We start from the raw sequence: 18,293 nt of genomic DNA, 5'->3' as shown, positions 1-18,293 counted from the left end.
TCAGGCCAGGTATTTTTTGAACCAGCCGAGCGTGCGCTCCCACGCCAGGTTCGCCGCCGCTTCGTCATACCTCGGCGTCGAATCATTGTGGAACCCATGGTTGGCGCCTTTGTAGATAAACGCTTCATACGTCGTACCCGCCGCCTTCAGCGCTTTCTCATACGCCGGCCAGCCCTCGGTAATCCGCGTGTCCAACTCTGCGTAATGCAGCATGATCGGGGCCTTTATCCGTGGTACATCCTTGGCCTGCGGCTGGCGCCCATAAAACGACACCGCTGCGCCCAACTCCGGATAAGCCACCGCTGCCGCATTGGTCACGCCGCCGCCATAACAGAACCCGGTAATCCCCACCTTGCCGGTGCTTGCATCGTGGTGCATCAACCATTCGATGGCTGCGAAAAAGTCATTCATCAGCTTCTCGGGATCGACCTTCTGCTGCAACTCCACACCTTTCTCATCATTGCCGGGATAGCCGCCCACCGAGGTCAAACCGTCCGGCGCCAAGGCAATAAACCCGGCCTTGGCCAACCGCCGGGCGACGTCTTCGATGTACGGGTTAAGCCCACGGTTCTCATGCACCACCACCACCGCCGGCAGCTTGCCGGTGGCCTTGGCCGGGCGCACCAGGTAGCCACGCACCGTGCCGTTGCCCTTGGGTGAGGGGTAGGTGATGTAGTCGGCAACGATATCCGGGTCGGTGAATTTCACCTGTTCGGCCAGGGCATAGTTGGGGCTCAGGGCGGCGAGTAGGGCCGACGCCGTCAGCCCGCCAAAGGTGAACAGCGCCGCGCGGTCGAGAAACTCGCGGCGGTTGATCTTGCCATGGGCGTAGCCGTCGTAAAGCTCCAGCAGTTCAGGGGCAAAGTCTTTGGCAGTCAGGCGAGTCATCGGTGGCGTCCTCGATTAGCGGTGGGACTGAATGTAGACCAGTATCAGGCTTGCCGGCCATGGGCAGCGGCGGCCAATTGCCCGGTGTCGACCCGCACGAACACTGAATCGCCGATTGCCGTGAGCACGCCATCGGCGTACACCTCGCAGACCACGCGGCTTTTGCGCCCCACGTCGCCCTCGACTTTCGCGCGCAAGGTCAGCGGTACGCCCATCGGGGTCGGCTTGATGAATTTGATGCCCAGGTTGCCGGTCACGCAGTCGATACGCGGCAGACTGCCAGGTTCGCGTTGTTCGGCCCGGTAGTGGTAGGCCATGGCTGTCCAATTGGAGTGACAGTCCACCAGCATCGCGATCAAGCCGCCGTAGACCAGGTCTGGCCAGCCGCAGTATTGGGCGTCGGGCTGGTGCTCGGCGATCACGTGGATGCCGTCGGCGTCCCAGCGGCTCTTGATGTGCAGCCCATGGGGGTTGCTGCTGCCGCAGCCATAACAGACGCCTTCGGGGGCGGTGGTGTCTTGCAGGGAAAGCGCGGGCATCGTGGCTCCTTGTTGTATGAGTTCCGTCAGGGATGAGCCTAATGCCACGGGCGGGAATAAATCCAGCACCTACGCTGTTACTTCTGCACAGCGTGTTTTATTCCCGGTTGAGAATCCCATGAAACGTCGATTGCTAGCAGCCTTCCTTACCCTCGGCACCTTGTCCAACGCCTATGCCGTGGAATACACCGACGTCAACCCGGCGGCCAGCACCATCAGCTTCACCTATGACCAGATGGGCCAGCAGGTATACGGCACGTTTGGCACGTATTCGGCGACCCTGAGTTTCGATACGCAAAACCCCGCCGCCGCCAGCACCGTGCTGACCATTCAGCTACCGAGCATCAATGCCGGCAGCGACAACGCCAACACTGAACTGCCCAAGCCCGGCTGGTTCGACATGACGACTTACCCGGTGGGCACCTTTACCTCGACCCACATCACTGACCTTGGCGCCAACCGCTACCTGTTCAGCGGCAACCTGACCCTTAAAGGCCAGACCAAACCGGTGGAGGTCAAGGTGGCGCTCAAGGAGCAGAGCGGCATTGGCGTGTTCGACGGCGAGTTGGTGCTTAAACGCGATGACTTCAAGATCGGCGCGGGCGAGTGGGCGGACAGCGTGGTGTCGAATGAGATCACCATCAAGTTCAAGATGGTTGCACCCCAACGCTAGCGCGCAAACTTCTTCGCGCCCGCCACACAGGCAATCACCGCCACCGTCACCACCAGCATGCCCAGGCTCACCTGTTCATGCAGCAGCGTGGCGGCGAGCGCCAGGCCAAAGAACGGTTGCAGCAACTGCAATTGCCCCACGGCGGCGATACCGCCCTGGGCCAGCCCGCGATACCAGAACACAAACCCGATCAGCATGCTGAACAGCGACACATAGGCCAGGCAGAGCCAGGCCGGCAGGCTGATACCTGTGAAAGACGCGGGCTTGAGGATGGCGGCCAGTGGCGCGACGACCGGCAGCGAGATCACCAGTGCCCAGCAGATCACCTGCCAGCCGCCCAGGGTGCGCGACAGCTTGGCGCCTTCGGCATAACCAAGGCCGCACGACAATATTGCCAGCAGCATCAGCACATCCCCGAGGGGCGCGGCGCTCAGGCCTTGGGAGACGGCGTAGCCCACCACCAGCAGGCTGCCCAGGATCGAAAACAACCAGAACACCGGCTTTGGCCGCTCGCCGCCGCGCACTACGCCGAACACCGCCGTAGCCAATGGCAGCAGGCCGACAAAGACGATGGAGTGGGCGCTGGTGATGTACTGCAAGGCCAAGGCCGTGAGCAGCGGAAAGCCGATCACCACGCCCAGTGCGACGATTGCCAATGGCAGCCACTGGCTGCGGGCCGGGCGCTGTTCCTTGAACAGCCACAGCAGGCTCAGGCCAAGCAGGGCGGCGATGGTGGCGCGGGCGACGGTCAGGAACACCGGATCAAATTCCAGCACCGCCAGGCGCGTGGCGGGTAGCGAGCCGCTGAAGATCACCACGCCGATAAAGCCATTGATCCAGCCGCTGGCGTTGTGTTCCTGGGCGTTGAGGTGAGTGGTGCGTTCCATGGGGGGCGGGCTCGATAAGGATAAGTTGCGTCCGCCGCATCCTATGATTCAGTATCCAGACAATCAAAAAATTGTCATGGATACATCGCCTATGGCCCGCGCCCGCTACAAAACCTTGGTGGACACCTTCGCCCGGGATATCCGCTCCGGCACGCTGGCGGCGGGTACTCGTTTGCCGACTCATCGCCAGTTGGCCGCCAGCCATGGGCTGGCGCTGGTCACGGCCAGCCGGGTGTATACCGAGCTTGCGGCCATGGGGTTGGTCAGCGGCGAGACCGGGCGCGGAACCTTTGTGCGCGAAATCGCGCTGTCGCCGGGGCAGGGTGTCGGCCAGATCGCCGTGGCAGCGGGCATGATCGATCTCAACTTCAACTACCCATCCCTGCCGGGCCAGACCGACCTGCTGCGTACGGCGTTACGCCAGTTGGCGCTGTCCGGCGACCTGGCTTCATTGCTGCGCTATCAACCCCACGCCGGCCGCCTGCACGAGCGGGCCGCGGTGGCGCGGCATCTGGCGAGTCGCGGGCTGACGGTGCAAGCCGAGCAGGTGCTGATCGTCAGCGGGGCCCAACACGGGCTGGCGGTGACCATGATGTCGCTCCTCAAGCCCGGCGATGTAGTGGCGGTGGATGCGCTGACCTATTCCGGGTTCAAGGTGCTGGCCGAGACGCTGCACCTTGAGATCGTCGCGATCCCGCTGACCGCGAGGGGGCCGGACCTGGCCTTCCTCGAAAAGCTCTGCGCCCGGCGCCCGGTACGCGCCGTGTACAGCATGCCGACCCTGCATAACCCGTTGGGCTGGGTGATGAGCAGGGAGCAGCGCGAGCACTTGATAGCGATTGCACGCCTGCATGATTTGATCCTGATCGAGGACGCCGCCTACGCGTTCTTAGCCGAGGATGCGCCGCCGCCTGTGGCCGAACTGGCGCCGGAGCGCACGGTGTACGTGTCGGGGCTGTCCAAGAGTGTCGCCACCGGGCTGCGGGTGGGGTTCGTGGCCGTGCCTTCGCAGTGGATGGCGGCGCTGGAACGTACGGTCATGGCCACCACCTGGAACACCCCGGGGGTGATGACCGCCCTTGCCGCCGCTTGGCTCGACGACGGCACGGTGCTGCAACTGGAAGCGCAAAAGCGCGAGGATGCCCGGGCGCGCCAGGCGGTGGCCGATGAGGTGTTGGCGGGGCTCAATGTGATCCGCCATCCGTGTTCTTATTTTTTGTGGCTGCCCTTGCCGGAAGAGGCCCGCGCCGACCAGATCACCATGGCGCTGGCGCGGGAAAATATCTCGGTGTCCACCGCCGAGCCGTTTGCCGTCTCGGCCCACGTGCCCCATGCAATACGCGTGGCGCTGGGCTCGGTAGACCGGGCCGTGTTGCGTGAGGCGCTGGTGAAGGTGCGCTGGGCGGTGGAGGCGTACTAGGCCGTTTGCCGACGCATCTCGATGGCCCTTGAGATGACCGTGGCGAGGGAGCTTGCTCCCGCTGGGCTGCGTAGCGGCCCCAAAAAGCTGGGAGCGCTGCGCACTCCAGCGGGAGCAAGCTCCCTCGCCACAGCAAGCTCCCTCACAGCAGGCTCCTCGCCACAGCAAGCTCCCTCACAACAGGCTCCCTCCTCACAGGAAGGCATCCGGCTGCTGTCAGAACTTGTAGGCCTGACGCCCGATCAGCAGCCACTTGCCTTTCTGCTTCTGCCAAACCTGGAAGTTTTCAATTTCGGTGGGCACTTCAACACCGCTGTTTACGGCCTGGGCGGAGAAGTGGTTGCGCACCAGCGCGGTGTCGCCATTGAGGGTGATGGTCTGTTTTTGCATTTCCAGGGTCTTGAAACCGCTTCTGCCGGTTTCAATGTCGGCGATAAATTCCTGCTTGTTCTGGATCTTGCCGCTGGAGTGGCCGTAGGTGAGGTTGTTGGCGGTGAGGGCTTGCAGTTGCGAGATGTCCTTGTGCAGCATGGCCTGGGTCAGATGATCGACCGCAACGGCTACATCCTTGTCGGTTGCGGCAGGCGCGGCGGCCGCGTAACCGCTGAACAGGCACAGAAAACCAATCAGAACCTTGATGTTTTGCATGGGTGTTTCCTTGTTGTTGTGGGGTACTGGTACGACACAGGACGGGCCTTATAGTCGTCGTACAACCATGCCGTATTTTGCATGGTCAAGGAAAGTGAAATTTCACGTAAGCCAGCAGATAAGCCATATTGATCATGAGCAGTCGTCATATCACTTTCGAAATCGTTGGCGCTACTTCCCGTATAAAAAGCGCATGGCTATGCTGTGCCCGCTGCTCCAAAACCGGCGAGGGAATGCAATGCTTTTTAATTGGCACAGTGATTCGATCCAGCGCAGTACTTGCGTCACCCGGCAATACAGAAACACTCAGAACGTGCGCCGCTTCATGCTTGAACACTGCGGTGCTGGGTTCAAGTTCGACCGCGATTTCATGGCGTGGATTGGTAACGACATCCCCAAGACCATGGGCGATGTGGTGGATGAATGGCAGCGCCGCAACAGCCTATAAGGACAACAAGACATGACACCGGATCAACAGTACGCGGCGGCCATGGTGCGCCTGGGTTATCAACTCGACGAGTTCAAGATCGGCGGCAACTACACGCCGCTGTTAAGGGACGGCAACCATGTCTACATCAGCGGCCAGATCCCGCGGGTGGGTGCCGAAAACGGAACCGTCTCAGGCCTGCACATCCACACCGATATGCGCCTGCAGCCAATCCTTGTAGGCCGCGATGTTATCGGTCGACTGGTCGCCATTTTTCGCGCTGATGGCCTTGCCATCGAGGCGCCCGATGTCGAGCAGGTACTGAAGACCGTTGGCCACATGGGTGGCGTCGCTTTTGCTGAGTGACTGGAAATCGGGCAGTTCGACGGCGTTGTTTTTATCGTTGAAGGTCGCCCAGCTTGGCCTTGACCTCGGGCGTGGGGTTGGTGACCTCGATCATGGGTTGCCGAGTCCGGCAAGGCATTGCCTATTTCGACCGCTCATACGCCGCGGTCATCACCTGCCACGTCTGTGCATCCGCCGGAATCAGATGCTCGATGCGCAGCGACGTCACGGTGATGTCCTGGGGCATGCCGAAGGTCGTGAAGGTCGACATGAAGTTCAGCGGACCCTCACGCGAGTTGACGCGTGTCAGCACCAGTGGCGGCAGTTCATTGATCAATACTTCGGTACTCTGCGGGGCCGGCAGGCGCTCTAAAAGCCTGGCGAGTTGCGGATTGCCCAAGGCCTCGCGGGTTGCTCGCTGCCAGGCGATGGTGCGGATTTCTTCAGCGTTGTCCAAGTGATCACCCAGGCCGCCCGGCTGCAGCAAGGTGACCAGCAAATTCAGTCCATCAGCCGCCTCCGGCTTGATCCCCACCAGATCGAACAGCACCTGCGTGCTGGCATTGGCGGCGAGCACCTCCCAGTGACTGCCCAGCACGATCGCCGGCGCAGGATTATTCGCGTGCAGCACATGGTTGATGGCCTCGCGAACGGCTTCCATCGATGGCGAAGACAGCGGGGTTGCCTCATAGCGCGGGGCAAAACCTGCAGCCAGGAACACGTTGTTGCACTGCTCCAGCGGCGCCTCCAGCGCCATCAGCAAATTATGCAGGGTGCCCGGGCTTGGCTTGGCGCGCCCTGTCTCGATACAGCTAAGGTGGCGCTGGGAAACCCCGGTGATCAGCGCCAGTTCCAGTTGGCTCAATTGGGCTTGCCGACGCAGCACGCGCAGTTGCGCGCCGGCGGTGGTGTCGGGGTTGGCGCGGGGGAAAGGTGGGCTGCTCATGGGCTGACTCTGGCCGTGCGGGTCGGTGGTGTCGATGACCTGTGAGGTCATTGAGAAGGGTCGGACGTTATCACTAATGTGCAGCTTCCCGAACACTTGTCTCCAAGGAGGAGAGCATGCGCAGACCCTGGATTGCCCTGGCCGGGTTATTGGCTTTTACCCTGTACACATTGATCACGATGCTGATGGCCGAGCAATCGCTCATGGCCTTCGGGCTTGAATTGATGGCGAGGCCGGACACCGCCCAGGTGGTGATTGACCTGTACCTGATGGCGCTGATGGCGTGTATTTGGATGTGCCGGGACGCGCGGGCCAGAGGCAAATCCGTGGTGTCGGTGTTGCCTTATTGGTTGATAACGGCGGTTTTTGTGTCCGTGGGGCCGCTGTTGTATCTCGTGGTCAACGGGTTCCGCCGCTGTTCGGGGAGCCGATGATGAAGGTGTATGCCCTGTGCGTGTTGGTACTGTTCATCAAGATGTTGGCGATCTCTTGCTATCAAGGCTATTTCCGCCTCAGGCACCTTGCGTTCATCAACAGTGAGGATGCCGGCTTCTTCAAGCGGGCGGCTAATTCGCAGGAACTGCCGCAGGTCAGCCGAGGTGCCAGAGCCTGGGCGAATGACCTGGAGAATATTCCGTTGTTCTTTGTCCTGGGTGGGTTGTGCGTCGCATTGGAGGCGACCAGCGTTGCCACGACCTGGCTGTTTTGCACGTTCACCGTCGTTCGGGTGATGCATACGCTGATGTACCTGGGTGGCCGCCAGCCGTTGCGTACGGTCGCTTACTGCGTGGGAGTGGCTTGCCTGTGCGGGCTGGCCGGTGTGCTCTGCCTTAGCCTCACCGAGTAACCTGTGGTGAGGGAGCTTGCTCCCGCTGGAGTGCGCAGCGCTCCCGGAAATTTGGGGCCGCTACGCAGCCCAGCGGGAGCAAGCTCCCTCACTACAACAAGCTCCCCAGCCACAGTGTTCTGCGGTGTTATTCAGATCGTGGATAACGCCTGCGCCAAGTCTGCTCGCAGATCCTCTACATCCTCAACGCCCACCGACAACCGCACCAGCCCATCCCCAATCCCCAACTGCGCCCGGGTCGCCGCCGGGATGCTCGCATGGGTCATGATCGCCGGGTGTTCGATCAGGCTTTCCACACCGCCGAGGCTTTCGGCCAGGGCAAAGATCTTCACGTTTTCCAGGAAGCGTGTCGCGCCCGCGAGGTCGGTTTTGAGGTCTACCGAAATCATCCCGCCAAACCCGCGCATCTGCCGGCGCGCCAGTTCATGTTGCGGGTGCGAGGCCAGTCCAGGGTAGTAAACCCGCGCCACCTGCGGCTGTTGCTCCAGCCATGTCGCCAGTTCCAGTGCGTTGCTGCAATGCCGTTCCATGCGCAGCGCCAGTGTCTTCACCCCGCGCAAAGTCAGGAAGGCGTCAAACGGCCCGGCAATTGCGCCCACGGAATTTTGCAGGAAGCCCACGCGCTCGGCCAACTCGGGATTCTGGCCGACCACCGCAATACCGCCGATCACATCGGAGTGGCCGTTGAGGTACTTGGTGGTGGAGTGCACAACAATGTCGAAACCCAATTCGAGCGGGCGTTGGATCCAGGGGCTGGCGAAGGTGTTGTCGGCCACGCAGATGATGCCCCGGGCACGGCAGATGCGTGAAATGGCGCTGAGATCGGTCAGGCTCAACAGCGGGTTACTGGGGGTTTCGACCCAGACCATCCGCGTGTCGTCCTGCAACGCGGCTTCGAAGGCCGAGAGGTCGGTCAGGTCGACAAAGCTGAAGCGATGCCCGGCGCTGCGTTGGCGCACTTTGTCGAACAGGCGGAAGGTGCCGCCGTACAAGTCATTGCCGGAGACCACGTGGGAACCGGCGTCGAGCAGTTCCAGCACGGTGGAAATCGCCGCCAGCCCGGAGGCAAACGCGAAGGCCTGGGTGCCGCCTTCAAGATCCGCTACGCAGCGCTCCAGGGCGAAGCGCGTCGGATTGTGGGAGCGCCCGTAGTCGAAGCCTTTGTGAACCCCGGGGCTTTCCTGCAGGTAGGTGGAGTTGGCGTAGATCGGCGGCATCAGCGCGCCCGTGGTCGGGTCCGGGGATTGCCCGGCATGGATCACGCGGGTGGCGAAGGCGCTTTTATCGTGCTGGGTCATGCAAGGGATCTCCGTAGGTGATTGAGCAGGTCGACGCGGGTGATCAGGCCGTAGAAGCCCGACGCGTCGGCAATGATTGCAACCAGTCCGCGATCCAGCTCGGCCTGCAATTGCGCAAGGCTGGCGCTGGGCGCAAGGGTCTGGAGGGCGTTGGTCATGGCACTGGCGACGGTCATGGAGAAGTGCGCGGCGTTCTGGTGCAGGCCAAGCAGTACGTCTGACTCATCGAGCACACCCACCAGTTTTTGCCCGTCCACCAGCACCGGCAGTTGCGAGACGTCCGCCAGGCGCATGCGCTGGAAGGCGGTGAGCAGGCTGTCGTCGGGGCCGACGCTGATCACCCGGCCGTCTTCGAAGCGGCGGGCGATCAGGTCGCGCAGGTCGCCGTAGTGTTTGTATTGCAGCAGGCCGGCATCGTTCATCCATTGGTCGTTGTAGACCTTCGACAAGTAGCGCGTGCCGGTGTCGCAGACGAAGGTGACGACGCGCTTGGGCTCGGTCTGTTCGCGGCAATAACGCAGCGCCGCGGCGAGCAGGGTGCCGGTGGAGGAACCGCCCAGAATGCCTTCGGCCCGCAGCAACTGGCGGGCGTGGTCGAAGCTTTCTTCGTCGCTGATCGAGTAAGCGTGGCGCACGCTGGAGAGGTCGGCGATCGAGGGGATGAAGTCTTCGCCGATGCCTTCCACCGCCCACGAGCCGGGTTCGGTCAGGGTGCCGCTGCGGCTGTACTCGGCCATCACCGAGCCGACCGGGTCGGCCAGCACCATGGCCAGGTCGGGTTGCACGCGTTTGAAGAAGCGCGTCAGGCCGGTGAGGGTGCCGGCCGAGCCCACGCCCACCACGATGGCGTCCAGGTCATGCTGGGTCTGGGCCCAGATTTCCGGGGCGGTGCTGGTCTCGTGAGCCAGGGGATTGGCCGGGTTATTGAACTGGTCGGCGAAGAACGAATCGGGAATGTCTTTGGCCAGCCGGGCGGCGACGTCCTGGTAATACTCGGGGTGGCCCTTGCCGACATCGGAGCGGGTGATGTGCACCTCGGCGCCCATGGCTTTGAGGTGCAAGACCTTCTCGGTGGACATCTTGTCGGGCACCACCAGCACCACCCGGTAACCCTTGGCGCGGCCTACCAGGGCCAGGCCGAGGCCGGTGTTGCCAGCGGTGGCTTCAATGATGGTGCCACCGGGGCGCAGGCGGCCGTCGCGTTCGGCGGCGTCGATCATGGCCAGGCCGATGCGGTCCTTGATCGAGCCGCCGGGGTTTTGGGATTCAAGCTTGAGGAACAGCGTGCACGGGCCGGTATCGAAGCGGCTGACCCGCACCAGCGGGGTGTTGCCGATCAGTTCGAGCACGGCGGGGCGGGAAGCGGTGGGCATGTCGTCACCTGGCTACGGAAAGGGCGTATGGGATGGACAGCAGTTTTTAGAGCATGGTTTCGAACATAGGCCGGTATCGCGCAGGTCGCAACCGGACGGCCGCCTGAATGTCTTTTTTTGGCGCATTGCTGCTTCATCACGGAGCACGTACGAGGGCTGCTCTCACCCAGTATTTTCGCCAAGGCCACGTATTCATTGGCTTGCAGCTGATTGGCCCAGCGCTTGCTAAAGGAAATCCAAACTTGGATACAAGATGGAATCCTCAATGCACAACGAACAACTCGGCTGGACCCTGGGTGAATGGCAGGCCGCATACCGCAGCCACGCGCTGACGCCCGATATTCTGTTGACCCTGGCGGGCATGTTTCCCGCCCAGGACAATGCCTGGATCAGCCAGGTGCAACCGCAGCAGTTGAGTGCCCAGTTGGCGCAACTGGCCGAGCGGCTGATGGCGGTCGACGGCGATCTCGACAAGCTGCCGCTGTACGGTGTGCCGTTCGCGATCAAGGACAACATCGATGCAGCGGGCTGGGAGACCACCGCTGCGTGCCCTGAATTTGCCTATACGGCTCAAGCAGATGCCTCGGTGGTTGCCCGGTTGCGCGCGGCCGGGGCGATCCTGATGGGCAAGACCAACCTCGATCAGTTCGCCACTGGCCTGGTTGGGACGCGCTCGCCTTACGGCGCAGTCGGTAACAGCTTCAACCCGGATTATGTCAGCGGCGGTTCCAGCTCGGGTTCGGCCTCGGTGGTTGCTCGTGGCCTGGTGGCGTTCTCCTTGGGCACCGACACCGCAGGTTCCGGACGGGTGCCGGCGGGCTTCAACAATATTGTCGGGTTGAAGCCGACCAAGGGGCGTTTGTCCAACACCGGATTGGTGCCCGCGTGCCGTACCGTGGACTGCATTTCGGTGTTCGCGTTGACCGTCGAAGATGCCGATGTAGTGGTCGGCGTAGCAGCCGCTTACGACGCCAGTGACGCGTATTCCCGTGTTAACCCCAACACCGCGCCGGTCGCAGTTGGCGCCACCATCAAGCTGGCGGTTCCGGCCAGCCTGGAATTTTTTGGCGATGCACAGAACCAGGCCGTGTTTGAACAGGCGTTGCTCAGGTTTCAATCCCTCGGCGCCGAGATCACTCCGATAGATTTCAGCCCTTTTCAGCAACTCGCCGAACAGTTGTATTTTGGCTCCTGGGTGGCAGAGCGCACGGTCGCGATGGAAGGCATGCTCGCCAGCAACCCCGGAGCGATCAACCCGGTGGTGCGCGGCATCGTCGAAAACGGCCACACGTACAGCGCCTGCGATGCCTATAAAGCCGAATACCTGCGGGCCGAATTGAGCCGGCGTATCAACGACAGCCTGGCCGGTTTCGATGCGTTGCTGGTTCCAACATCCCCGACGATTCGCACGCTGGCGGAAATGGCCGTGGAGCCGGTGCTCTACAACTCGCAGTTTGGCTTCTACACCAATTTCACCAACCTGGCCGACCTCTCGGCACTGGCCGTGCCCGCCGGGCTGCGCAGCGATGGCCTGCCGTGCGGCATCACCCTGATCGCGCCGGCCTGGCACGACGCGGCGCTGGCGCATCTGGGCAAACGCTGGCAGGCCGGCCTGGACCTGCCGTTGGGCGCCACTGAACGTTCCCTGCCGCAACCGGCACCGGCGCGCCAGGCCCCGGGCAGCGTGCGGGTGGCGGTGGTGGGCGCGCACCTCACCGGGATGCCGCTGAACTTCCAATTGACCAGCCGTAATGCAGTGCTGGTGGAACAAACCCTGACGGCAAGCCACTACCGCCTGCATGCGCTGCCGGGCACGGTTCCGCCCAAGCCCGGGCTGGCCAGGGATGACTCGGGCAGCTCGATCATCGTTGAGCTGTGGGACATGCCCATCGCCCGCTTTGGCGAGTTCGTCGCCGAGATTCCCGCGCCGCTGGGCATCGGCAACCTGACCCTGGCGGACGGGCGCAGCGTGAAAGGCTTCATCTGCGAACCCTGGGCCCTGGCAGGCGCCACCGACATCACCGAGTTCGGCGGCTGGCGCGCCTACATGGCGAGCAGGGCGTAGGCATGCAGCTCTCTACCACCAGAAAGCCCAGCGAACGGCCGGACAGCCTGGCAGAGCGGGTGTACCAGCAGTTGAAAGACGACATCTTCGGTTTTCGTTTGTTGCCGGGTGATCGCTTCAGCGAGGGCGATATAGCCGAACGTATGCAAGCCAGCCGCACGCCGGTGCGCCAGGCACTGTATCGACTGGAGCGTGAAGGGTACCTGGAGGTTTTTTTCAGGAGTGGCTGGCAGGTCCGGCCGTTCGACTTCAACTATTTTGAAGAGCTTTACGACGTTCGGATCGTGCTGGAGTTAGCGGCGGTCAGTCGCTTGTGTGACATGGCGGAGCAGGGTCTTGAACCGCTTGAGGCGGTTTGGCTGGTGGACGAAAGTGCCCGGCTGGACGAAGCCCAAGTTGTCTCGGCGCTGGATGAGGCGTTTCACTGCGGGCTGGTGCAGGCCACGGGCAACGCTGAAATGGCGCGCATGCATTACGAGATTACCGAGAAAATCCGCATTATCCGGCGGCTGGATTTCACCCAGCAATCGCGCATTGCCGCGACGTACGAGGAGCATGGGTTGATTCTGCGGGCGATCATGCAGCGGCAAAGCGACCAGGCGCAGCAACTGCTCAAGGCCCATATTGAGGCCAGCAAGCAGGAGGTGCGCAAGATCACATTGCACCGGTTGGCGGTGGCAAGGAGATAAGTCCTTCATACTGAAAAGTTGGCTGGCCCCAGTCCCTGTGGCGAGGGAGCTTGCTCCCGCTGGGCTGCGCAGCAGCCCCAATTCAGACACCTCTTTTCACCCGATAAAATGGGGTGTCCGGTTTTGGGGGCGCTTCGCAGCCCAGCGGGGGCAAGCTCCCTCGCCACAGGTTATTCGAGCGTGGCCAAGACTTGCTGCAATTGATTCACCACCGTCTCACTCGCCGCCAGCATCGGCGCCCGCAGTTCGCTGCCAATCAACCCCTCCATCGCCAGCGCGGCCTTCACTGGCGCGGGGTTGGGCTCCACGAACATTGTGTGAATCAATGGCAGCAGCTCGAAAAATGTCTGACGAGCCGCCATCAATTGGTTATCGCGAACCTGCCGATGCAGCCTCACAAACGCCTCGGTCCGCACATGCGCCGACGCGGCAATCGCGCCGGTCGCCCCCAGGCACAGCGCGTTGAATATCTGCACATCTTCACCACACAACACATCCACATTCCCGCTGGCCAGCAGCGCCAGGGTGTTGGCCAGGTTGCCGCCACAATCCTTGATCGCGACGATCCGTTCATGGGCGACGATGTTCAGCAGCGTCGCCTGTTCGAAGGCGATGCCGGTACGATAGGGAATGTCATACAGAATAATCGGCACGCTGGACGCATCCGCCACGGTGCGGAAGAACCCTTCAAGGCCCGCCTGGGACGGGCGGATGTAGCTCGGCGGTGGCACCAGCAAGCCGGCCACCGGGCGTTTCAGGATTTCGGCCTGAAACTGCAACAGTTCAATCTGGTTATACCCCGCCAGGCCCATCACCACGTGCTGCGGCGGCACCAGCTCCAGCACGGCATCCAGCACTGCCAGTTGCTCATCGCGGCTGAGTGATGCGGCTTCGCCGGTGGTGGTGCAGGCCATGATCCCGGCCACGCCCTTTTCCAGCAGATGGCAGACCAGGCGGCGCAAGCCGATGAAGTCGATGGCGCCGTTATGAAACGGTGTGACGACGGGAACCCAGATACCTTGAAACGATGACATGCGCTTTCTCCTGATGGTTGACCGATTGAGTCACCGTCAGAAGGGCAGAGGGAGGTAAGCAAGAGGAGGGGGCCTTCGCGCTCAATGTCCTGTCAGCTCATCTGACGGGACAGCGCGCCCCGGTCACATGAGCGACTGTTTCTTCGATTTGAGGGCGTGCGCAACGCAACCTTGCGCCTTGGCAATCAAGCCAATGACGGAAAAGTTGAAGGTCGTTGCAGACATTGAGGACACACCCTGAAGAAGACGCTCATCTTTATGGATTATTACAGGGTGTGTCAACTCACAGAGATCAGTCGCGTTTCAGCCAGTGGCGCACAAAACGCACCAGTTCCGCCGCCAGTTCTGCGTCTTCCGGTGCGCCCATGAAACCACCGTGAGCATCGCTTCAAGGAAAAAAGGGGTCAGACCACGCTTTTTTTAAATGTGGTCTGACCCCTTTTTTGGGTGACGTTGAAGCTGGCTCGCCTGTGACGCTTAGATAAATAGATCGGTTCCCGTGACGCTCGCTCGTTAATATGCGCGGCATACCAATCGTGAAAAGGAAGTTAGGGGTGGAGTACAAAGCGCTTTCAGGGCCGCCTGCGGCTTGCATGGACACTTACTCTTGGCGTCGTCGTATCTTGATGGCCTGCCTGGCGATAGGTTTATATCTCGCGATTCAACTTGCGCTGGTGCTGATTATGGGCACAGGAAACTTGACCAGGCTGACGCTGCTGATTGACGGCGGTTTCTCTGCAGTGGTGCTGCTGACAGTGGCGGTGATCGAGCGCAGGCACTCAGGCGGAGTTCGCGCCGTTATTGGCCGAGACCTGAGCAGGACGTTCAAACTGTGTTTGCCATGGATACTGGGGGTTTACCTGGTCTGTACCAGTCTCGATATTGGGCTGGGATACGGGTATGAGGCCTATACGATGTTCTTGCGGGGCAGTCTGCCCTCAGCTCCAAGGGCGCTTCTTCTCTCAATGGGGCTCCTGATTGTTCCGATTTTTGAGGAGCTCCTGTACCGGTACTTCCTGATTCGCCTCTTCCCTCTGGATAATCGCCTTTGGCGGTGGGTTGCGATACTGGCCACCACCGCGGTTTACATGGCCATACACATGCCGTTTAGCGGTTGGATAGAGTGCCTGATGATCGGCACGCTCTCAGTCATCTTTGCGTATGCCCGAGTGCGCAGCGCCGGCATTCTGGTCCCCGTGCTATTGCACATCTTCGCGGGCGTCCTGAATCTATCGAGGGGTCTCGTGGCCAATCTCTGGCTGTGAGCCTGCGCTGCTTTGGACTCACCCCTTTTTCGTTGATGCTGGCGGACCTGCGAGCGTTGATCGCTACTGTTTCGGCTTGAGCATCAAATCCAGGTTTTGCACGGCGGCACCTGCGGCGCCCTTGCCGAGGTTGTCGAATATCGCCGCCAGCAAAACCTGGCCCGTCTCGTGGTTCTCACGCACGACCAAGCGCAAGTCATCCGTGTCGTTCAGGGCTTGGGGATCAAGGTACGTCAGCTCGTTGGCGGCCTGCATCGACAGCACCTGTACGTGATGGGTGTCGCGGTAGTGCCGGGTCAAACAGTCGTGCAACTGCAACCCATCCACGCCCGGTGCAAGTAGTCTCAGTTGCAGTGGGATGGTCAGTACAATCCCCTGGCGAAAAGCACCGTAGGCCGGCACAAACACTGGCGGCTGCGTCAGCCCGCTTTGCAACTGAATCTCCGGGACATGCTTGTGTTCCAGCCCCAGGCCGTAGACCAGGAAGGCCGGCGCCTGCGAGGCGTCGGCGCCCTCATGCTCCTGCACGCCGGCGCGGCCCTTGCCGGAATAGCCCGAGACGGCATGAATGGTCGTCGGGTAGTCCTTGGGCAGCAGCCCGGCCTCAAGCAACGGGCGCAACAAACCAATCGCGCCGGTGGGGTAGCAGCCGGGATTGCTGACCCGCTGCGCCGTGGCAATGCGCTGCGCCTGTTGCGGGTTCATCTCGGCAAACCCATAGGTCCAGTCGGGATGGGTGCGGTGCGCCGAACTGGCGTCGATCACCCGCACGGCGGGATTCTGGATGCTGGCGACGGCGTCCCGTGCAGCGTCGTCGGGCAAGCACAGGATCGCGATGTCGCAGGCGTTGATCATCTCGGCGCGCTGCTGCGGGTCCTTGCGGTGTTCCGGGCTGAGGGTGATCAGTTGCAGATCGGTGCGGTCGCGCAGGCGTTGATGGATCTGCAGCCCGGTGGTGCCTTGGTCGCCGTCGATAAATACAAGAGGATTTGCCATGGGGTGCGCTCGTAGAGGAAATCAGGTGTTCCCATCTTCAGTGAGTCGTTAAGATAGGAAAAGTTGAATTTCCAGACGATGATATTCAGGTTTTCTGAACAAGGATTGCCCCATGCGCGAAATCAGCCTGGACCGCCTGCGTACGCTGGTGGCGATTGCCGACCTCGGCTCGTTCGCCGAAGCGGCGCGCATGCTCAACCTGGCGCCACCGACAGTCAGCCTGCACATTGCCGATCTTGAGGCGCGGGTGGGTGGCAAGCTGTTGTCGCGTACCCGTGGGCGGGTGCAGCCTTCGGCGATTGGCGAAACCCTGGTGGAGCGCGCACGCCGGTTGTTGGCGGATGCCGAGCAGGCGCTTGAAGACGTGGAGCGACAGGTGCAGGGGCTGGCAGGGCGTGTGCGTCTGGGAGCCTCAACCGGGGCCATCGCACAGTTGTTGCCGCAAGCCCTGGAAACCTTGAGCCAACATCACCCCGCCATCGATGTGCAGGTGGCGGTGCTCACTTCGCAGGACACATTGAAGAACCTGGCAGACGGTGCCCTGGAAATTGGCTTGGTAGCGCTGCCGCAGGCGCCGGTGAAGGGCTTGCGGATCGAGCCCTGGCGGCGCGACCCGGTCATGGCTTTTTTACCGGCGCGCCGGGAATGCCCGGAGGTGGTAACACCCGCATGGCTGGCTGCCCAGCCGTTAATCCTGAATGACAACACCACCCGGCTTTCGCGCCTGACCGCCGAGTGGTTTGCCAGTGAAGGATTGCAGCCCACGCCGCGCATTCAACTGAACTACAACGATGCGATCAAAAGCCTGGTGGCCGCCGGTTACGGGGCCACATTGCTGCCCCATGAGGCGTCCACGCCCTTGCACGACACCCGGATTGTGATGCGGCCGTTGCAACCGTTGCTGTGGCGCCAACTGGGGGTTGCCCATCGCGCCGGGGAGGTTGAGCGGCCTACGCAACATGTGTTGGACGTGTTGTGGGGATTGAGTGCGGGGTAGGGCGTTGTTGAATGACCCATACGATCAGCCTATGAATACCTTCCTGAATCAGGAATTTACAGAAATCTGAATACCGTTGAAATTAACGGCTTTTGAGCCGCCAATCGGTTTTTCAGGGAGTCTTCACCATGCCATTCACCCACACACAACTCCCCATCGTCGTCGACGATGTGCCGTTGAACATTGCCGCGATCCACCGCGCGGGCAGCCTGGCACCGATTGTGTTCCTGCATGGCTTCGGCTCCACCAAGGAAGACTACGCCGACATCGTCCAGCAACCTGCATTCGACGGTCATCCATTTGTGGCCTATGACGCCCCGGGTTGCGGTGAGAGCCAGTGCGCTGACCTGTCGAAAATTTCCATTCCGTTCCTGCTGCAGACCGCCGTGCAGGTGCTGGAGCATTTCGGTGTCGAGCAGTTCCACCTGGTGGGCCACTCCATGGGCGGGTTGACCGCGCTGATGCTGGCGCACCGGTTTCCGGGCCGAGTACTGAGCTTTGTCGATATCGAAGGCAATATCGCCCCGCAAGACTGCTTCCTCAGCCGGCAGATCGTTGACTACCCGGCGGATGACCCCGAGGCGTTTTTCAGCGCCTTTATCGAGCGCACCCGCCAGGTACCGGCCTACGCCAGCGCGCTGTATTCGGCGAGCCTGCGGCACAAGGTGCGCGCCGGTGCGGTGCGGGGGATTTTCCAGTCGATGGTCGAGCTGTCCGATAACGCCGACCTGATGGGCAAGTTCCTCGGCCTGCAATGCCCGCGGATGTTCATGTACGGCGAGCAGAATGCGCACCTGTCGTACCTGGCGCATATCCAGGCGCAAGGTGTGCGACTGGCGCCGATTGCCCAGTGCGGGCACTTCCCGATGTACTCCAACCCGATCGCGATGTGGCAACAGATTGCGCACTTTCAGCGCGGTTGATCTCCACCGCCAGCGATCGGCCAGGCCCGAAAG

General features: G+C 61.7%; 20 protein-coding genes. 11 read left to right on the top strand and 9 right to left on the bottom strand.

Annotated features, from left to right (window positions below; translation table 11 throughout):
- Positions 1 to 888, bottom strand: coding sequence for a YghX family hydrolase (gene yghX, locus RGV33_RS18225; protein ID WP_322145477.1), 888 nt, complete (start codon positions 886 to 888; stop codon positions 1 to 3).
- 44 nt (positions 889 to 932) lie between these two features.
- Complete coding sequence (locus RGV33_RS18220; RefSeq protein WP_322145476.1) at positions 933 to 1,427, bottom strand: PaaI family thioesterase; 495 nt, start codon at positions 1,425 to 1,427, stop codon at positions 933 to 935.
- Positions 1,428 to 1,545: 118 nt separating this feature from the next.
- Here RGV33_RS18220 and RGV33_RS18215 point away from each other — a divergent pair, with 118 nt between their 5' ends.
- Positions 1,546 to 2,100, top strand: a complete 555-nt coding sequence (locus tag RGV33_RS18215) for a YceI family protein (RefSeq protein WP_322145475.1) — start codon at positions 1,546 to 1,548, stop codon at positions 2,098 to 2,100.
- Here RGV33_RS18215 and RGV33_RS18210 read toward each other — a convergent pair.
- On the bottom strand, positions 2,097 to 2,987 hold the full coding sequence (locus RGV33_RS18210) for a DMT family transporter (protein ID WP_322145474.1): 891 nt from the start codon (positions 2,985 to 2,987) through the stop codon (positions 2,097 to 2,099). The genes RGV33_RS18215 and RGV33_RS18210 overlap by 4 nt on opposite strands.
- A 91-nt stretch (positions 2,988 to 3,078) precedes the next feature.
- Between RGV33_RS18210 and RGV33_RS18205 the strand changes: the two genes are divergently transcribed.
- Positions 3,079 to 4,407, top strand: coding sequence for a PLP-dependent aminotransferase family protein (locus RGV33_RS18205; protein WP_322148696.1), 1,329 nt, complete (start codon positions 3,079 to 3,081; stop codon positions 4,405 to 4,407).
- Between the two features lie 216 nt (positions 4,408 to 4,623).
- Here the strand turns inward: RGV33_RS18205 and RGV33_RS18200 are convergent, their stop codons facing one another.
- The gene (locus tag RGV33_RS18200; protein ID WP_322145473.1) at positions 4,624 to 5,055 is read right to left on the bottom strand and encodes a nuclear transport factor 2 family protein; all 432 of its coding nucleotides are present in this window, start codon (positions 5,053 to 5,055) and stop codon (positions 4,624 to 4,626) included.
- Between the two features lie 238 nt (positions 5,056 to 5,293).
- Here RGV33_RS18200 and RGV33_RS18195 point away from each other — a divergent pair, with 238 nt between their 5' ends.
- Both RGV33_RS18195 and RGV33_RS34290 read left to right on the top strand, forming a co-directional pair.
- Positions 5,294 to 5,503: a DUF6434 domain-containing protein gene (locus RGV33_RS18195; RefSeq protein WP_322145472.1), complete on the top strand. Its 210-nt coding sequence runs from the start codon at positions 5,294 to 5,296 to the stop codon at positions 5,501 to 5,503.
- 12 nt (positions 5,504 to 5,515) lie between these two features.
- The gene (locus tag RGV33_RS34290; protein ID WP_416152078.1) at positions 5,516 to 5,848 is read left to right on the top strand and encodes a hypothetical protein; all 333 of its coding nucleotides are present in this window, start codon (positions 5,516 to 5,518) and stop codon (positions 5,846 to 5,848) included.
- A gap of 121 nt (positions 5,849 to 5,969) precedes the next feature.
- On the opposite strand, the gene RGV33_RS18185 is transcribed toward RGV33_RS34290, so the two are convergent.
- A complete protein-coding gene (locus tag RGV33_RS18185) occupies positions 5,970 to 6,773 on the bottom strand; it encodes a helix-turn-helix domain-containing protein (protein ID WP_322145471.1) in 804 nt (267 codons plus the stop codon).
- Between the two features lie 116 nt (positions 6,774 to 6,889).
- Between RGV33_RS18185 and RGV33_RS18180 the strand changes: the two genes are divergently transcribed.
- A complete protein-coding gene (locus RGV33_RS18180) occupies positions 6,890 to 7,207 on the top strand; it encodes a DUF2834 domain-containing protein (RefSeq protein WP_322145470.1) in 318 nt (105 codons plus the stop codon).
- Positions 7,207 to 7,620: an MAPEG family protein gene (locus RGV33_RS18175; protein WP_322145469.1), complete on the top strand. Its 414-nt coding sequence runs from the start codon at positions 7,207 to 7,209 to the stop codon at positions 7,618 to 7,620. The genes RGV33_RS18180 and RGV33_RS18175 overlap by 1 nt, the downstream gene beginning before the upstream one ends.
- A 131-nt stretch (positions 7,621 to 7,751) precedes the next feature.
- On the opposite strand, the gene RGV33_RS18170 is transcribed toward RGV33_RS18175, so the two are convergent.
- Positions 7,752 to 8,918, bottom strand: coding sequence for a cystathionine gamma-synthase (locus RGV33_RS18170; protein WP_322145468.1), 1,167 nt, complete (start codon positions 8,916 to 8,918; stop codon positions 7,752 to 7,754).
- The gene (locus tag RGV33_RS18165; RefSeq protein WP_322145467.1) at positions 8,915 to 10,291 is read right to left on the bottom strand and encodes a cystathionine beta-synthase; all 1,377 of its coding nucleotides are present in this window, start codon (positions 10,289 to 10,291) and stop codon (positions 8,915 to 8,917) included. Before RGV33_RS18165 ends, RGV33_RS18170 begins: the two co-directional genes overlap by 4 nt.
- A gap of 265 nt (positions 10,292 to 10,556) precedes the next feature.
- On the opposite strand from RGV33_RS18165, the gene atzF reads away from it, so the two are divergent.
- Together atzF and RGV33_RS18155 are read left to right on the top strand one after the other, a co-directional pair.
- Complete coding sequence (gene atzF / locus RGV33_RS18160) at positions 10,557 to 12,356, top strand: allophanate hydrolase (protein ID WP_322145466.1); 1,800 nt, start codon at positions 10,557 to 10,559, stop codon at positions 12,354 to 12,356.
- 2 nt (positions 12,357 to 12,358) lie between these two features.
- Complete coding sequence (locus RGV33_RS18155) at positions 12,359 to 13,045, top strand: GntR family transcriptional regulator (RefSeq protein ID WP_322145465.1); 687 nt, start codon at positions 12,359 to 12,361, stop codon at positions 13,043 to 13,045.
- A 170-nt stretch (positions 13,046 to 13,215) separates the two neighbouring features.
- Here the strand turns inward: RGV33_RS18155 and dapA are convergent, their stop codons facing one another.
- Positions 13,216 to 14,079: a 4-hydroxy-tetrahydrodipicolinate synthase gene (gene dapA, locus RGV33_RS18150; protein WP_322145464.1), complete on the bottom strand. Its 864-nt coding sequence runs from the start codon at positions 14,077 to 14,079 to the stop codon at positions 13,216 to 13,218.
- A gap of 554 nt (positions 14,080 to 14,633) precedes the next feature.
- Between dapA and RGV33_RS18145 the strand changes: the two genes are divergently transcribed.
- Positions 14,634 to 15,344 carry a type II CAAX endopeptidase family protein gene (locus RGV33_RS18145; RefSeq protein ID WP_322145463.1) on the top strand — a complete coding sequence of 237 codons (711 nt, stop codon included), beginning with the start codon at positions 14,634 to 14,636 and terminating at the stop codon, positions 15,342 to 15,344.
- Positions 15,345 to 15,407: 63 nt separating this feature from the next.
- Here the strand turns inward: RGV33_RS18145 and argC are convergent, their stop codons facing one another.
- The gene (argC, locus tag RGV33_RS18140; protein WP_322145462.1) at positions 15,408 to 16,340 is read right to left on the bottom strand and encodes an N-acetyl-gamma-glutamyl-phosphate reductase; all 933 of its coding nucleotides are present in this window, start codon (positions 16,338 to 16,340) and stop codon (positions 15,408 to 15,410) included.
- Between the two features lie 112 nt (positions 16,341 to 16,452).
- Here argC and RGV33_RS18135 point away from each other — a divergent pair, with 112 nt between their 5' ends.
- Both RGV33_RS18135 and RGV33_RS18130 read left to right on the top strand, forming a co-directional pair.
- Complete coding sequence (locus tag RGV33_RS18135; protein ID WP_322145461.1) at positions 16,453 to 17,337, top strand: LysR family transcriptional regulator; 885 nt, start codon at positions 16,453 to 16,455, stop codon at positions 17,335 to 17,337.
- Between the two features lie 128 nt (positions 17,338 to 17,465).
- On the top strand, positions 17,466 to 18,260 hold the full coding sequence (locus tag RGV33_RS18130) for an alpha/beta hydrolase (protein ID WP_322145460.1): 795 nt from the start codon (positions 17,466 to 17,468) through the stop codon (positions 18,258 to 18,260).
- Positions 18,261 to 18,293: the final 33 nt, after the last annotated feature.

This window comes from Pseudomonas sp. Bout1, from assembly GCF_034314165.1.
Classification (GTDB): Bacteria; Pseudomonadota; Gammaproteobacteria; order Pseudomonadales; family Pseudomonadaceae; genus Aquipseudomonas.
This window is presented reverse-complemented; position numbering and strand designations above follow the sequence as displayed.

Bases quoted from the DNA above. Each gene is read 5' to 3' on its own strand.
- yghX (WP_322145477.1), bottom strand. From the start codon at position 888: ATGACTCGCCTGACTGCCAAAGACTTTGCCCCTGAACTGCTGGAGCTT.
- RGV33_RS18220 (WP_322145476.1), bottom strand. From the start codon at position 1,427: ATGCCCGCGCTTTCCCTGCAAGACACCACCGCCCCCGAAGGCGTCTGT.
- RGV33_RS18215 (WP_322145475.1), top strand. From the start codon at position 1,546: ATGAAACGTCGATTGCTAGCAGCCTTCCTTACCCTCGGCACCTTGTCC.
- RGV33_RS18210 (WP_322145474.1), bottom strand. From the start codon at position 2,987: ATGGAACGCACCACTCACCTCAACGCCCAGGAACACAACGCCAGCGGC.
- RGV33_RS18205 (WP_322148696.1), top strand. From the start codon at position 3,079: ATGGCCCGCGCCCGCTACAAAACCTTGGTGGACACCTTCGCCCGGGAT.
- RGV33_RS18200 (WP_322145473.1), bottom strand. From the start codon at position 5,055: ATGCAAAACATCAAGGTTCTGATTGGTTTTCTGTGCCTGTTCAGCGGT.
- RGV33_RS18195 (WP_322145472.1), top strand. From the start codon at position 5,294: ATGCTTTTTAATTGGCACAGTGATTCGATCCAGCGCAGTACTTGCGTC.
- RGV33_RS34290 (WP_416152078.1), top strand. From the start codon at position 5,516: ATGACACCGGATCAACAGTACGCGGCGGCCATGGTGCGCCTGGGTTAT.
- RGV33_RS18185 (WP_322145471.1), bottom strand. From the start codon at position 6,773: ATGAGCAGCCCACCTTTCCCCCGCGCCAACCCCGACACCACCGCCGGC.
- RGV33_RS18180 (WP_322145470.1), top strand. From the start codon at position 6,890: ATGCGCAGACCCTGGATTGCCCTGGCCGGGTTATTGGCTTTTACCCTG.
- RGV33_RS18175 (WP_322145469.1), top strand. From the start codon at position 7,207: ATGAAGGTGTATGCCCTGTGCGTGTTGGTACTGTTCATCAAGATGTTG.
- RGV33_RS18170 (WP_322145468.1), bottom strand. From the start codon at position 8,918: ATGACCCAGCACGATAAAAGCGCCTTCGCCACCCGCGTGATCCATGCC.
- RGV33_RS18165 (WP_322145467.1), bottom strand. From the start codon at position 10,291: ATGCCCACCGCTTCCCGCCCCGCCGTGCTCGAACTGATCGGCAACACC.
- atzF (WP_322145466.1), top strand. From the start codon at position 10,557: ATGCACAACGAACAACTCGGCTGGACCCTGGGTGAATGGCAGGCCGCA.
- RGV33_RS18155 (WP_322145465.1), top strand. From the start codon at position 12,359: ATGCAGCTCTCTACCACCAGAAAGCCCAGCGAACGGCCGGACAGCCTG.
- dapA (WP_322145464.1), bottom strand. From the start codon at position 14,079: ATGTCATCGTTTCAAGGTATCTGGGTTCCCGTCGTCACACCGTTTCAT.
- argC (WP_322145462.1), bottom strand. From the start codon at position 16,340: ATGGCAAATCCTCTTGTATTTATCGACGGCGACCAAGGCACCACCGGG.
- RGV33_RS18135 (WP_322145461.1), top strand. From the start codon at position 16,453: ATGCGCGAAATCAGCCTGGACCGCCTGCGTACGCTGGTGGCGATTGCC.
- RGV33_RS18130 (WP_322145460.1), top strand. From the start codon at position 17,466: ATGCCATTCACCCACACACAACTCCCCATCGTCGTCGACGATGTGCCG.